The 13,972-nt window shown below is 49.6% G+C and carries 11 protein-coding genes; 4 read left to right on the top strand and 7 right to left on the bottom strand.

Features of this window, described 5'->3' with window-relative positions:
• Positions 1 to 71: 71 nt before the first annotated feature.
• Positions 72 to 989, top strand: coding sequence for a mechanosensitive ion channel (locus tag JS578_12210; GenBank protein ID QRX63603.1), 918 nt, complete (start codon positions 72 to 74; stop codon positions 987 to 989).
• Here JS578_12210 and JS578_12205 read toward each other — a convergent pair.
• The 3 genes from JS578_12205 to JS578_12195 are packed head-to-tail and all read right to left on the bottom strand — an operon-like array spanning position 986 to position 4,078.
• A complete protein-coding gene (locus tag JS578_12205; GenBank protein ID QRX63602.1) occupies positions 986 to 2,560 on the bottom strand; it encodes a peptide chain release factor 3 in 1,575 nt (524 codons plus the stop codon). The genes JS578_12210 and JS578_12205 overlap by 4 nt on opposite strands.
• A gap of 18 nt (positions 2,561 to 2,578) precedes the next feature.
• Positions 2,579 to 3,541 (bottom strand): dTDP-4-dehydrorhamnose reductase, encoded by a 963-nt coding sequence (gene rfbD / locus JS578_12200; GenBank protein QRX63601.1) that lies wholly within the window; start codon positions 3,539 to 3,541, stop codon positions 2,579 to 2,581.
• A 3-nt stretch (positions 3,542 to 3,544) separates the two neighbouring features.
• On the bottom strand, positions 3,545 to 4,078 hold the full coding sequence (locus tag JS578_12195) for a DUF4924 family protein (protein ID QRX63600.1): 534 nt from the start codon (positions 4,076 to 4,078) through the stop codon (positions 3,545 to 3,547).
• 73 nt (positions 4,079 to 4,151) lie between these two features.
• On the opposite strand from JS578_12195, the gene JS578_12190 reads away from it, so the two are divergent.
• A complete protein-coding gene (locus tag JS578_12190; protein ID QRX63599.1) occupies positions 4,152 to 4,934 on the top strand; it encodes an MBL fold metallo-hydrolase in 783 nt (260 codons plus the stop codon).
• 175 nt (positions 4,935 to 5,109) lie between these two features.
• On the opposite strand, the gene JS578_12185 is transcribed toward JS578_12190, so the two are convergent.
• The 4 genes from JS578_12185 to JS578_12170 form a co-directional block, all read right to left on the bottom strand.
• Positions 5,110 to 6,660 carry a TonB-dependent receptor plug domain-containing protein gene (locus tag JS578_12185; GenBank protein QRX63598.1) on the bottom strand — a complete coding sequence of 517 codons (1,551 nt, stop codon included), beginning with the start codon at positions 6,658 to 6,660 and terminating at the stop codon, positions 5,110 to 5,112.
• 5 nt (positions 6,661 to 6,665) lie between these two features.
• Positions 6,666 to 7,034, bottom strand: coding sequence for a BlaI/MecI/CopY family transcriptional regulator (locus JS578_12180; GenBank protein QRX63597.1), 369 nt, complete (start codon positions 7,032 to 7,034; stop codon positions 6,666 to 6,668).
• A gap of 209 nt (positions 7,035 to 7,243) precedes the next feature.
• A complete protein-coding gene (locus JS578_12175; protein QRX63596.1) occupies positions 7,244 to 7,405 on the bottom strand; it encodes an Arc family DNA-binding protein in 162 nt (53 codons plus the stop codon).
• A gap of 20 nt (positions 7,406 to 7,425) precedes the next feature.
• Entirely contained in the window at positions 7,426 to 8,367 is a 942-nt protein-coding gene (locus JS578_12170; GenBank protein QRX63595.1) for an SPFH domain-containing protein, read from the bottom strand.
• Between the two features lie 246 nt (positions 8,368 to 8,613).
• Here JS578_12170 and JS578_12165 point away from each other — a divergent pair, with 246 nt between their 5' ends.
• Complete coding sequence (locus JS578_12165; protein QRX63594.1) at positions 8,614 to 10,731, top strand: M3 family metallopeptidase; 2,118 nt, start codon at positions 8,614 to 8,616, stop codon at positions 10,729 to 10,731.
• A 199-nt stretch (positions 10,732 to 10,930) separates the two neighbouring features.
• Complete coding sequence (gene secDF / locus JS578_12160) at positions 10,931 to 13,861, top strand: protein translocase subunit SecDF (protein ID QRX63593.1); 2,931 nt, start codon at positions 10,931 to 10,933, stop codon at positions 13,859 to 13,861.
• Positions 13,862 to 13,972 lie beyond the last annotated feature (111 nt).

Raw genomic sequence — 13,972 nt, 5'->3', positions numbered from 1 at the left:
ATCAGGGCAAATGTAAACAAAAAATTGTTATCTTTGTTTGAATCACTGTAAAATCAAAAAGAACATTCTACATGCCCAACGAAATCTTATTCGCACAGGCGGAAACCGCCACAACAGAGTCAGTAACCCCAGTCGTTGAACAATCACCCACCGCAGCCGAATTGATCAAAACAGGACAGTTCGAGGAACTGCTTGATCAGTTTCTCACCGGCAGCATCGACTTGCTCGGAAAGGTAGCAATCGCTCTGCTGATCTTCTATTTGGGAAGATGGATCATCAAACAAATCGACAAGCTTTTTGTCAGAAAAATACTCAATAAAAAAGTGGAAGACAGTGCTCTGCGCAGCTTCCTGCTAACGATCTTCAACTTCGCACTCTTCGCCACACTGATTATACTAATCATCAACATCGTGGGATCGAAGACCGTCTCTCTGGTCGCACTGATCGGATCAATCGGTCTGGCACTGGGTCTGGCAGTGAAGGATAACCTGGCCAACTTTGCAGGCGGGGTGATGCTGCTTTTCAACAAACCTTTTAGGGGTGGTGATTACATCGAGGCACAAAGCGTGGCGGGCACCGTGCAATCGGTGGGAATTCTTTACACCACTCTCACCACTTTCGACAACAAGACGGTCCATATTCCCAACGGCCCCCTCTCCACCGGCAACATCGTCAACTACAGCACCCAGGCCACGCGTCGTGTGGATCTGACCGTCAATGTGGACTATGGTTCGGATGTGGAACTGGTAAAACGGCTGCTGCTCGATATCGCGGAGAAACACCCGCAGGTGTTGAACGATCCTGAGCCTACCGCCCGGATGGTGAAGATGAATGACAGCTCCATCGACTTTACGCTGAAGGTATGGGCAAAGGGGAGCGACTTCTGGCCGGTCACCTTCGACCTGAATGAACAGGCCTACGAAGCATTGGTTGCACATGGGTTGAACATCCCATTCCCGCAGATGACCGTTCACATGGCGAAGGATTAAAACTCCGAGTTGAAGTGGAATCGGATACCCTTGAAATCCTGCTGCGCCATCATCAGGATGTAGTTCGATTCCGCCAGGAAGACATCCCTCCCCTCTTTGTCGTGCGCCATGTACTGGAACTTGCGCTTCTTGAAGTCGGCGAGCTGCGCCGCATCATCGCTCTCAATCCAACAGGCTTTGTAGAGGTTGATCGGCTCCCAGCGGCACTGTGCACCGTACTCATGCAGTAATCGGTACTGGATCACCTCGAACTGCAGTTGTCCCACCGTACCGATGATGCGCCGCCCGTTGAACTGGTTGGTGAAGAGCTGTGCCACCCCCTCGTCCATCAGCTGCTCGATTCCTTTCTGCAGTTGCTTCGACTTCATCGGGTCGGCATTCTCAATGTACTTGAACATCTCGGGTGAAAAGCTGGGTAACCCCTTGAAGTGAAGCTCCTCACCAGCGGTCAGGGTATCCCCGATCTTGAAGTTACCGTTGTCGGGCAGCCCCACGATGTCGCCGGCGAAGGCTTCATCCATGATCTCCTTTTTCTGGGCCATAAAGGCGGTAGGTGAAGAGAACTTCATCATGCGGTTATAGCGGACATGCTTGTAGTTGACGTTCCGCTCGAACCGGCCGGAACAGACCTTTACAAAAGCGATGCAGGAACGGTGGTTGGGATCCATATTGGCGTGTATCTTGAAGACAAAACCGCTAAACGCCTCTTCTAGAGGTTCCACTGTCCGTTCTTCCGCATTCACCGGTCGGGGCGATGGAGCGATCTCCACGAAGCAGTCGAGAAGTTCCTTCACACCAAAGTTGTTGAGTGCCGACCCGAAAAAGACCGGAGCCAGTCGCCCGGCAAGGTACTCTTCCCTTTGAAAATCGGGATAGACTTCGGTGATCAGCTCCACATCGTCACGCAGCTTTTCCGACAATTCTTCGCCAAGATGTTTCTCCAGTTCTGTAGAATCGATACCGAGCTTCACAGATTCTGTAACCACCTGCTTGCTGGGTTGATAAAGGTCGAGGCTTTTCTGAAAGAGGTTGTAGACACCCTTGAACCTGTCTCCCATGTCGATGGGCCAACTCAACGGCCGTACGGCAATCTGCAACTCCTCCTCCAGTTCATCCAGGATATCGAAAGGATCTTTGCCCTCACGGTCCATTTTGTTCACGAAGATCATTACCGGGGTGTTGCGCATGCGGCACACCTCCATCAGCCTGCGTGTCTGGGTCTCCACACCCTTTGCCACGTCGACCACCACGATCACGCTGTCCACCGCTGTCAACGTACGGAATGTATCTTCGGCGAAATCCTGGTGACCGGGGGTGTCAAGGATGTTGATCTTGTAATCCTCATACTCGAAGCCCATCACCGAGGTGGCCACGGATATACCGCGCTGCTTCTCGATTTCCATCCAGTCGGAAGTAGCTGTCTTCTTGATCTTGTTCGACTTGACAGCACCCGCCACATGGATGGCACCACCAAAAAGCAACAGCTTTTCGGTCAGGGTTGTTTTTCCCGCGTCGGGGTGACTGATCACGGCGAAGGTCCGCCGGCGTTCTATCTCTTTTTTCAATGACATTTCTTTATAAGCAATAAGCTATAAGCTTTGTTTTATATTTTGGATGCAACGCTGCAGGGCCTCTTCCCAGGTGGGTATCTCCACCCGGAAGCTATCACAGATCTTCGTGAGATCCATCACGCTGTAGGTCGGGCGACGCGCATCAGTGGGATACTCCTCCGTGGTTACCGGCACCACCTTGCAGTTTTCGATACCGGCCATTCTCCTGATCGCATCGGCCAAACCGTACCAGCTGGTTTGGCCCCTGTTAGAGAAGTGAAAGAGCCCATTCTTCCAACCATTCGCTTCACTCTGTTGCAGGATATGAATTATCATCTCTGCCAGATCGGTTGCATAGGTGGGACTGCCGCACTGGTCGTCTACCACGTTGAGCAGCTCTCTCTCCCGCATCAGCCGGAGCATCGTCTTCACGAAGTTGGAACCATATTCCGAGTAGAGCCAGGAGGTACGCAGTATGATCCACTCACCACCCTCATCCTGCAACAATTGCTCCCCTTTCAGCTTCGTTTCACCGTAGACCGACAAGGGATGGGGTTCCGACTCCTCACTGTAGGGAACTGAGGATTGGCCGTCGAACACAAAATCGGTGGAGAGATGAATCACCTTCACCCCATGCTGTTTCGCCACCCGGGCGATATTTTCCACACCGGCGGCATTGATCGTATAGGCTTTTTCCCGGTCACTCTCTGCCTTGTCGACAGCCGTGTAGGCGGCAAAATTGAGGATATAGCGAATCTGCTGCCCCTCCACAAATGATTCAATCTGCGACCGATCTGTGATGTCCAGCTCTCCCGCATCGGTGAAGTAAAAACGAAATGGCAAATTCATCCTTCCGGTGAGTGCCCTGAGTGCACTGCCCAGCTGTCCGTCACCGCCGGTGACCAGCACACTTAGCTGCACCAGCCCGTAGAAGTACTGTTCCTTCTGCGACTCCTTTTCAGTGCCGCCCAACGCTTTGCTCATTCCGGTGAATATGGCCATCGCTTACTCCTCTTTCTGTTGGTCAATTGTTTGGTACTTTTTTGACAGTAGTCGCAACAATGAGGTGATCTGAGCCACGGCAGCCTGCGTCTCTCCAGTGATCTCCTGCTTCTGAAGCTTCAAGAGCAGGTAACCATAGAGGGCTGTGAAACATGTCTCCAGCTCCGGGAGCTGCTTGTCGCCCGCCTTCGCCCGCAAAGCCACGATGTGCGGCAACGTGTGGTAGTAAAGCGCGATGTACTCAGACTCTTTGGGATCTTTAAGGAGCCGCAGATGCACATCGGTCAGGTCGATGATCAGGTTCTTGTTAATTTGAAGGTGACCCTCCTGCTGTACCCCTTCACTCTTCATCATCATGATAAGTCCCTCGTACCAGTCGCGCGCATTCGCCCGCTCCTCATCGGTGGCATAGGCAGAATCAATCAGTGATCGCTGTACCTGATCGATATCCAGGTTGCAGGCACGCAACAGGTCCTCTGTCTGCCACATGTAGAGCAGGTACTCGGCTATATTTTCCTGTTTGTCGGGGATCTTCATTCCTGAGGGTTTTGGGGAGGGGTGTCAATGCACCCGAAACTTTTCACTAAATTTGCCACAAAAATACAACAATATGCTCAAGTTTCATATCATTGAATCGGGTTATTTTCTGGGAGATGGTGGCGTGATGTTCGGTCCCGTGCCGAAAAAGTACTGGTCGGCCAAGTACAAGGTGGACGAAAAGAACATGTGTGAGATGTCGCTGCGCTGCCTTTTCATCGAGACCGACAACCGGCGGATACTGGTGGATGCCGGACTGGGGGACAAGCATGAGGCGCGGCTGAAATTCTTTCAACCCTACAACCAGAAGAGCATGGTGGAGGAGATCCGGAAGATCGGCTACGAACCGGAAGAGGTGACCGATGTGATCCTGACCCACCTCCATTTCGACCACTGCGGTGCCAGCACAGTGTTGAATGAAAAAAATGAAGCTGTTCCCACCTTTCCCAACGCCACCTACCGGGTGAGCCTCACCCAGTGGAAGAACTACCGCAACCCCACCCTCTTCGAAAAGGGCTCCTTCTTTGCGGAGAACATCGAACCGGTCTACGATGCAGGGCAGCTGCAGTTCGTGCTGGGAGACACAGTGCTGGATGACCAGATTCGGCTGGAACTTTACGACGGCCACACACCGGGACAGATCGTGGTGCTCTTCGAAACAGAGGGAGAGAAGTATGCCTTCCCGGGTGACGTGGTGCCCACCTCACTCAACATCGCACTCAGCTGGCTCTCAGCCTACGACAACAGTGTGGCTGTCGCAATGGAGGAAAAGAAACGGTTCCTCGACAAGGCAAAAAAAGAGAAACGCACGCTGATCTTTTACCACGATGCCTATACGCCCATGGCAAAATTGTGACATCCTCTTGAGCTGTGCGTAATCCACCTATTCTTGGCAAGGATTCGGCCTATCTACATTCGTTATCCCCTCATTATCTCCTCATGAAAGTATGAGGGGATAATGAGGGGATACCAGCCAAAGTCCCTGCAAAGTCCTGCAATGGGGTTGCAGAACTCATCGGCAACCTACTACATCATTCGACCTTTTTCTTACGGTGAATCAGGATGACACCATTCTTCCCTTTCTCACCATAGAGTTTCACTGCAGAATTTCCCTTGAGCACTTCTATCGACTCAATCTCATCGGGTGAAACGGAATTCAGTTCAAATGCAGCATCCTGAATCACACCATCCAGAATCAAAAGCGGATTATTTTCATCATTGAAGTCAAATGTCTTTTTCACATCTTTTTTTGTAGTGATGATGATGACACCCTCTTTGCCTCTTTCGCCAAATTTCTCAGTAGCAGCATAATCTTTGAGCACCTCAATTGCCTGAATCAGGTCAGGGTTTATTTCACTGACCGACTCAACTTCTTCGCCATCCAGAATGTATAGCGGTTGAGCACCTTCTCCATCAACCGAGACAATTGAAATCGGATCTTTCTGATTCATCAATCCATATCCGATCACTTTCACATCCTCCATTTTTGTATGCTCGATCTCAATCTCCTGGGTATGGGTTGAGTCTGCCTGATCTCTCACTTTACCCGATACTGAAATTGAGTCTTTTGCTACAATTCTCACCTTCCCCAATTCAAGAGAACCATTGGAGAATTCAACAAAATCTTCCGACAGAATAATTGATTCACCTTCCTTCACTGCTTTCTCATGTGATTTCTCAATTGCTTTATCGGGAATACTTGCATTTAATTTCGGAACGGAGAGTGCGACCATTACCAGGAACAACAGGGGGAATGCTGCCACATAACTCCATTTCGTCTGTTTGTCACTTTTCTGTTTCATCATCATCTGAATTCTTTTGTGCAAATCGCGCTGACGGAAATTGTTTGCCAGTGCAAACTTTTGTTCACCCACGCTCTTGCGGATTAATAGTAGTTGATATTGTTTCATTTCGACACCTTCATTAAGCACTTGCGCATCTGCTTGATATTCATGCACCGACCGTATCTCACGGCGCAACAACCAGGAAAAAGGGTTGAACCAGAAAAATGAGGTGAACAGGTCTATAAATAGCATATCGAATGAATGTTTTAAATGTATATGCGCCTGTTCATGTTGAATGATTGCCCGATTCTCCTCCGGGATATCTTTACAGTGGAGTACAACATAATTCACCCAACTGAAGGGTGCAATCTCTCTGGCACTCAAACAGAGAGTTGAACCATCATACAATTTTACTTTGTGCGAATTCCGAATAATACCGATGATCTGTAAAAATCCAATCAGATAACGCAAAACAGCAAACAAAAAACCAACCACAAAAACAACAAGAAGCAACGTTCTCCAGGGGAACATCGGCTGTGTCGCTGTCATACTTGAAAACTCGGTTATGGGAATGTTTGACAAATCCCACGTTGGATGATCAGAAATAGTCATTCTGCTCAATTCAGGGAGTAAATTGAATCGGAACAATGGAAGCAGAACTGTTAACAGCACTAGCGCAATCAACACGAAACGATTGATAGCGTGGAAGGTGTTTTTACCGAAAAACAGTTTGTAGAAACTATAAAAAAGGACCATTGAAACTGATGCACGAAGCAAATAATAGAGAAGATTTTCCATGGCAATCACTGTTTATTGTGCAACTTCTCCACTTCATCCAACAACTCTCTAACCTCTGTCACAGTGAGATCCTGCTCCTTGATCAGCGATGAGACCACACTCAGGTATGAGTTACCGAAGTACTTTTTCACCACATTTTTCAGCGTGCCATTGCGATACTCATCTTCACTGATCACCTTGAAATAACGATAAGTTGTACCAAACGACTCATGTGATAAAAAACCCTTCTCCTCGAGTGAACGCACGTAGGTGGATAGTGTGTTGAAATGTGGTTTTGGATCGGGATACAACTCCAGGAGCTGTTTCACAAACAACCTCCCCTTGTCCCAAAAATAACGCATCACCTCTTCCTCTTTTGCTGTCAATTCTTTCATTATACTCCACTTTTATAATCAATGCCGCAAATATAACTAACATTTTTAGTTGTAAAACTACTCAATATAGTTATTTAACTAAATCGCATAGTTAAATAATGCAAAAGAGGATGTATCACAATGTGAATACACCCTCGTTCAATACACAATACCTCTGATCTGCATCTCTCAGAAGGTAAATATGTAAATGAAGTTTCCAATTTAATATTTTACTTCACGCGTCCTCTTTTCTTGAGCGCCTGATCCAGTATCCACTGAATCTGTCCGTTCACGCTGCGGAACTCATCGGCAGCCCACTTCTCTAGGGCTGCCATGGTATCTGCATCGAGTCGCAGGGCAAAATTCTTTGTTGTTTTCTCCTTCTTAGGCATTCATTCGCTCCTTTGTTTGATTATTGGTACAACGAACCTGTGTTCAGTACCGGCTGTGCAGCTTCGTCGGCACAGAGTACCACCAGGAGGTTGCTCACCATTGCAGCTTTCTTGTCACTGTCGAGCTCCACGATGCTCTCATCCTCGATTCGGTCGAGTGCCATCTTCACCATTGTCACTGCTCCTTCCACAATCTTCTCGCGGGCGGAAATGATCGCTTCCGCCTGCTGGCGCCGCAACATCACAGCAGCAATCTCGGGAGCATAGGCGAGATAATTAATGCGTGCCTCCACGATCTCGATGCCCGCCATGTCGAGCCTGATGTTCAGCTCCTTCAGCAGATCCTCATTGATCTCATCGCCACCGGAACGAAGGGTGAGCTCGTTGTCCGACACCACGTTGTTGTCGTAGGCATACTGACCTGCTACCTGTCTTAGTGCTGCATCGCTCTGCACAGAGACGAAGTTCTCAAAGGCATCCATCTGTTTGCTCACCGAATAGGTCGGAACTCCCTCCTTGGCCGGTTTGGAGGAGGCCATGGTTTGTGCATCGATCTCGAACATCGCCTTGTAGGTATCCTTCAACTTCCAGACCAGTACCAGGCCAATCAGTACCGGGTTACCCACCTTGTCGTTTACCTTGATTGGATTCACGTTCAGGTTGCGTGCCCGCATTGAAAGCTTCTTCTTGGTCATAAAGGGATGCACCCAGAAGAAACCGGTATCCTTCAAAACCCCCTTGTACTTTCCAAAGAAGATCATGACAACAGACTCATTCGGCTCCAGTTTGGTAAAACCGGCCAGCATGATCAGCCAGACGAACGACAACACAATACCGGAAATGATACCCCAGAGAGGTTGGGTATACAACCATGCATTCACCCCTAAAAGCAACAACATTAGGAACAACATCAAAAAACCATTCACTTTAGCACCTTTAAAACTGAACTCTTTTGTCTCCATAATCGGATTTATAATGATATTATTATGATATCACAAATATAATCACTTTTTACCGATGCGGAATGTAAACAAGAGGAAACGCATATTATTTAACATTTTTTATAAACAGTGGATGATCTGATAGCTGTCAACAAACAAAACATACCCTGATTTTGTGTTGATTATAATTCGTCCAAAAAGAAAAATAGCTATCTTTGCATATAACAACCAAGAACCATTCACCAAAGAAAGCAATCAATAAATCGTATGAAAAAAGTACTATTAATCACATTAGCAAGTATGACATTACTGGCATGTAACAACCAGGAAAAAGCCACCGAGAAAGGAGCCATCTTCCTGAGTGAGTTCGACACCCCCTATGGTGCACCCCCGTTTGACCAGATCACGGTTGAGGATTATGTCCCCGCCTTTGAAGCCGGCATGGCTCAACAGGTTGAGGAGATTGACGCTATTGTCAACAATCCCGATGCACCTACCTTCGAGAACACCATCCTGGCTCTCGACAACAGCGGAGCTGTGCTGGACAGGGTTTCGTCGGTCTTCTACGGCCTGGAAGGCACTGACACCAACGAGGAGATGCAGCAGATCAAGGCCGAGATGTCGCCCAAGCTTACATCCCACGGCGACAACATCAGTCTGAATGAAAAGTTATTCGAACGGATTAAAACACTCTACGATAATGCTGGCTCACTGGATCTCACCCCGGAGCAGTTCCGTCTGCTGGAGCAGAACTACAAGAGTTTCGTTCGGTCTGGCATCATGCTCGACGAAGCGGGTAAGGAACGGCTACGAGAGATCAACAAGCAGCTCTCCGCGCTCACCATCCAGTTCAACAACAACGTGCTGGCGGAGACAAACAACTACAAACTGGTAATCGACAACGAAGCAGACCTTGCCGGACTGCCCCAGAGCGTGATCAGCGCGGCGGCCGAAGCCGCAACCACTGCCGGCGAGGAAGGCAAATGGGTCTTCACGCTGCACAAACCCAGCTGGATCCCCTTCCTGCAATACGCCGACAACCGCGACCTGCGTGAAGAGCTTTACAAGGCAATGTACCTTCGTGCCAACAACGACAACGAGTTCGACAACAAGAACTTGATCAACGAAATCGTGAACCTGCGCTTGGAACGTTCCAAGCTTCTTGGTTTCAAAAACTTCGCTGCTTATGCACTGGAAGAGCGGATGGCCAAGAACGAGGAGAATGTCTACAAGCTGCTGAATGACGTATGGGCGTATGCCCTTCCCCAGGCCAAGAAAGAGGCAGCCGAGCTGCAGGCCATCGCCGATCGCGAAGGTGCCAACATAGAGCTGGCCTCATGGGACTGGTGGTACTACACCGAGAAGCTGCGTCAGGAGAAGTACAACCTGAATGAAGAGGAGCTGCGCCCCTACTTTAAGATGGAGAACGTGCGTGAAGGTGTCTTCATGGTCGCCAACAAGCTGTGGGGACTCAACTTCAAGAAACTGGACAACATCCCGGTTTACAATCCCGAGGTTGCGACCTATGAGGTGACCGATGCCGATGGTTCTCACGTTGCCCTCTTCTACACTGATTACTTCCCCCGTGCCAGCAAGCGTGCCGGTGCCTGGATGAGCAGCTTCCGCCAGCAGACCACCCGCGATGGAGAAGACATCCGCCCCATCATCTACAACGTGGGTAACTTCACCAAGCCACTGGCCGATACCCCCTCACTTCTCTCTTTAGATGACGTGGAGACCCTCTTCCATGAGTTTGGTCATGCCCTGCATGGCATGTTGTCGAAGGTGACCTATCAAGGTCTTTCAGGCACCAGCGTTGCGCGCGACTTCGTAGAACTCCCCTCGCAAATTATGGAGCACTGGGCTTTCAAGCCGGAAGTACTGAAGATGTATGCGAAGCATTACGAAACCGGCGAGGTGATACCCGACGAGCTGATCGAAAAGATCGTAGCTGCAGGCAAGTTCAACATGGGCTTCACTACTGCCGAATTCGTAGCAGCAGCGTTGCTCGACATGGATTACCACACCCAAACAGAAGAGCAGACATATGACGTGAACACCTTCGAAGAAGCATCCATGGATAAGATCGGACTGATCGACCAAATCATTCCCCGCTACAAGAGCACCTACTATTCCCATATCTTCAGCAGTCCGGAAGGATATGCATCCGGCTATTACAGCTATCTCTGGTCGGAAGTGCTGGACGCCGACGCTTTCCAGGCCTTCGCAGAGAAAGGGATCTTTGACCAGGAGACAGCTCGCCTCTTCCGTGAGCATGTACTCTCAAAAGGGAACACTGCTGATCCGATGGAGCTCTACAAGAAGTTCCGCGGTGCAGAACCAGATCCGGTTTACCTCTTAAAGAACAGAGGATTTATTGAATAAGCAGCCAAGCATTACAACCAAACATATCGCCGGATTAGCTCTCAGAAAATAATCCGGCGATATTGTTCTTAAAAAGATAAAAAAAACGTATATTTGCACGCTAAAATTGAAGGGGCCTGCTACGTGCCCGGATCTTAATTCGCAAACACCGGTTAACAAACTGCAAACTAACAAATTGTAAACAAAAAGTAATATTGAAATGCAAAACCAAGGATTCATTAAAGTCTTCAGTTTGATCCTGACGGCAATCTGTTTGTTCTACCTCTCCTTCACCGTGGTGGGAAGGCAGTACAACAAGAAAGCGGATCAATACGCAAATGGAGACTTATCACTGAAGAATCAGTATCTTGATTCATTGTCTACTGAGAAAGTGTACCTGAACTACACACTGAAACAGGTGCGTGAGAAAGAGATCGGACTGGGTCTTGACCTCAAGGGCGGTATGAACGTGGTGCTCGAGATCAATGCCGCACAGGTGCTCAGCTCACTGGCCAACACCGACGACCCTCAGTTCAACCAGGCACTGTCGGAAACCATCAAGGAGAACCGTCGGGGCAGTTCAGCAGACTTTATCTCGCTTTTTCAGCAAAATTACGAACGAATCAACCCCGAAGGCAGGCTGGCCAACATTTACAGTGTCACCATGAGCGAACGGGTCAGTCCCACAGCCAGCAACAGCGAAGTCATTTCTGTATTACGCAGTGAACTTGCCAGTGTTGCCGACAACTCATTCAATGTATTGGCTACCCGTATCGACCGTTTCGGTGTCGTAGCTCCCAATATCCAGCGCCTCGACCGTGCCGAACGCATCCTGGTGGAACTCCCCGGCATTACAGAACCTGAGCGTGTGCGCAACCTTCTACAGGGAAGCGCCAACCTGGAGTTCTGGAAGACCTACAATGTCAATGAGCTGGGTGCATTCTTCAACGAGATGAATGCCCGTTCTGCTGAATATGCCATGGCCAAACGCTCAGCTCTTCCCGACACCACAGCTACAGTAGCTGCCGACTCGGTTGCACTCCTCGAAGCTGAGACAAGTGCACTTTCACAAATTTCTGAAGAAGAGGAAGAGATCCAAATCACCAGGAGTTTTGTGGAGTACTTCAACGAACCCTACTTCGCCATGAGCGGTGTGGGAGGCCCCATGGTGGGTACCGTATCCAAGCTCGATACCGCAGCGGTAAACTTCCTGTTGCGTCGCTACAAAGATGTTTTCCCAGCCGATGTGCAATTCAAGTGGGGATTCAAACCGGTTGATACCCGGGAGACCTATTTCCAGCTCTTTGCCCTCAAGGGTGATGGCAGCAAGCGTGGACCCGCCCTGGAAGGGGATGTGGTGACCAACGCACGTGCCGACCAGGGACAACAGGGATCGGCTTGGGAAGTAACCATGACGATGAACGCCGCCGGCGCCAGTCGCTGGTCTACCATCACCGGTGCAGAGGTGGGCAAGTCGATTGCCATCCTGCTCGACGGTTATGTCTACTCTGCACCCACAGTGAACGACCGTATTGACGGGGGACGATCTTCCATCACCGGTAACTTCACACCCCAGGAGGCACAGGACCTTGAGAACGTGCTCAAGTCGGGTAAGATGCAGGCAGGTGTCCGTATCGTACAGGAAGATGTGGTAGGTCCCTCACTGGGACAGGAAGCCATCCGTGATGGATACATCTCCTTCATCATCGCCCTGATCGTGCTCTTCATCTTCACCATCATGCTATACGGGTTCATCCCCGGCATGGTGATCAACGGAGCACTACTGCTCAACTTCTTCTTCACCCTGGGTGCACTGGCAGCCTTCCAGGCAGTGCTCACACTGCCCGGTATCGCCGGTATGATACTCTCGCTCGCCATGGCGGTCGACGCGAACGTACTGATCAATGAACGCATCAAGGAGGAGCTGGCAGCCGGCAAGACACTGCGCCGCGCACTGGAAGACGGATACAAGAATGCCTTCTCGGCGATCCTCGACTCCAACCTCACCACCATCATCACCGGTATCATCCTGGCACTCTTTGGAGCAGGCGCCATCCGAGGGTTTGCCATCACGCTGATCATCGGTATCGCAGCCTCCTTTATCACTGCTGTCTTCATCACCCGACTGGTTTATGAAAACCGCCTCGCGAAAGGTAAATGGCTGAACCTTACATTCAACACCGGATTCTCGAAGGCGATCTTCAAGGAATACAGTTACGACTTTATCCACAACAGCAAGAAGATCCTGATTGTGATTGCCGTCTTCGTGGTAGTCAGCCTGATCTCACTATTCTCCCTGGGGATGAATGTGGGTATCGACTTCACCGGCGGACGAAATTACATTGTTCGATTCGACCAACCGGTACGCACGGGCGATGTACAAGATGCACTTACCCCATACTTCGGTGAATCGGTACGAGTCATCACCATCGGCTCCAGCAACCAGGTACGCATCTCCACCAATCATATGATTGATGTGGAGGGTGACAACGTGGAGCAGGAGTTGCGGGGTCTTCTGGGTGAAGGACTTGAGGAATTCATCACACCGGGACAAGAGATAGACGACCATATTCTTAGCTCACAGAAGGTGGGTCCGAGCATTGCAGAGGATATGATCCGCAACGCCTTCCTGGCGCTCACCATTGCACTGATTTGTATGGGTCTCTACATCCTCTCCCGCTTCCGTAACTGGTCATTCTCACTGGGTACCGTGGCAGCCCTTGCCATTGATGCCTTCGCAGTGATAGGCCTCTACTCTCTTCTCTGGAAGGTGATGCCCTTCTCTATGGAAATAGACCAGACTTTCGTGGCAGCAATCCTCACCATCGTTGGTTATTCGATTAACGACAAGGTGGTGGTATTCGACCGTGTGCGCGAGTATATGCACCTTTACCCCAAACGGGGATTGAGGGAGCTCTTCAATGACTCAATGAACGCAACGTTGGCCCGTACCATCAACACCGGTCTTAGCACCATCCTGGTAATCATCTGCATTCTCTTCTTCGGTGGAGACGCAGTGAGAAGTTTCGTATTCGCCATGCTGGTGGGTGTGGTTGTGGGTACTGTTACCAGCTTGTTTGTTGCTTCACCGGTGGCCTTCACCATCATGCGCAACCAACAGCAGAAGAAAGAGCTGGAAGCAAAGAAATAAATTACAACAAATAATTCATAAAACGGGCGGCAGCAATGCTGCCCGTTTTTGTTTGATAAAATGAGTGCATCGGTTGGCATATCTCATTTTTTTTTTTACTTTTGCACTCTG

This window comes from Dysgonomonadaceae bacterium zrk40, from assembly GCA_016916535.1.
GTDB lineage: Bacteria > Bacteroidota > Bacteroidia > Bacteroidales > Dysgonomonadaceae > Proteiniphilum.
This window is presented reverse-complemented; position numbering and strand designations above follow the sequence as displayed.

Coding starts and splice junctions, on each gene's coding strand:
- JS578_12210 (QRX63603.1), top strand. CDS start 72: ATGCCCAACGAAATCTTATTCGCACAGGCGGAAACCGCCACAACAGAG.
- JS578_12205 (QRX63602.1), bottom strand. CDS start 2,560: ATGTCATTGAAAAAAGAGATAGAACGCCGGCGGACCTTCGCCGTGATC.
- rfbD (QRX63601.1), bottom strand. CDS start 3,541: ATGGCCATATTCACCGGAATGAGCAAAGCGTTGGGCGGCACTGAAAAG.
- JS578_12195 (QRX63600.1), bottom strand. CDS start 4,078: ATGAAGATCCCCGACAAACAGGAAAATATAGCCGAGTACCTGCTCTAC.
- JS578_12190 (QRX63599.1), top strand. CDS start 4,152: ATGCTCAAGTTTCATATCATTGAATCGGGTTATTTTCTGGGAGATGGT.
- JS578_12185 (QRX63598.1), bottom strand. CDS start 6,660: ATGGAAAATCTTCTCTATTATTTGCTTCGTGCATCAGTTTCAATGGTC.
- JS578_12180 (QRX63597.1), bottom strand. CDS start 7,034: ATGAAAGAATTGACAGCAAAAGAGGAAGAGGTGATGCGTTATTTTTGG.
- JS578_12175 (QRX63596.1), bottom strand. CDS start 7,405: ATGCCTAAGAAGGAGAAAACAACAAAGAATTTTGCCCTGCGACTCGAT.
- JS578_12170 (QRX63595.1), bottom strand. CDS start 8,367: ATGGAGACAAAAGAGTTCAGTTTTAAAGGTGCTAAAGTGAATGGTTTT.
- JS578_12165 (QRX63594.1), top strand. CDS start 8,614: ATGAAAAAAGTACTATTAATCACATTAGCAAGTATGACATTACTGGCA.
- secDF (QRX63593.1), top strand. CDS start 10,931: ATGCAAAACCAAGGATTCATTAAAGTCTTCAGTTTGATCCTGACGGCA.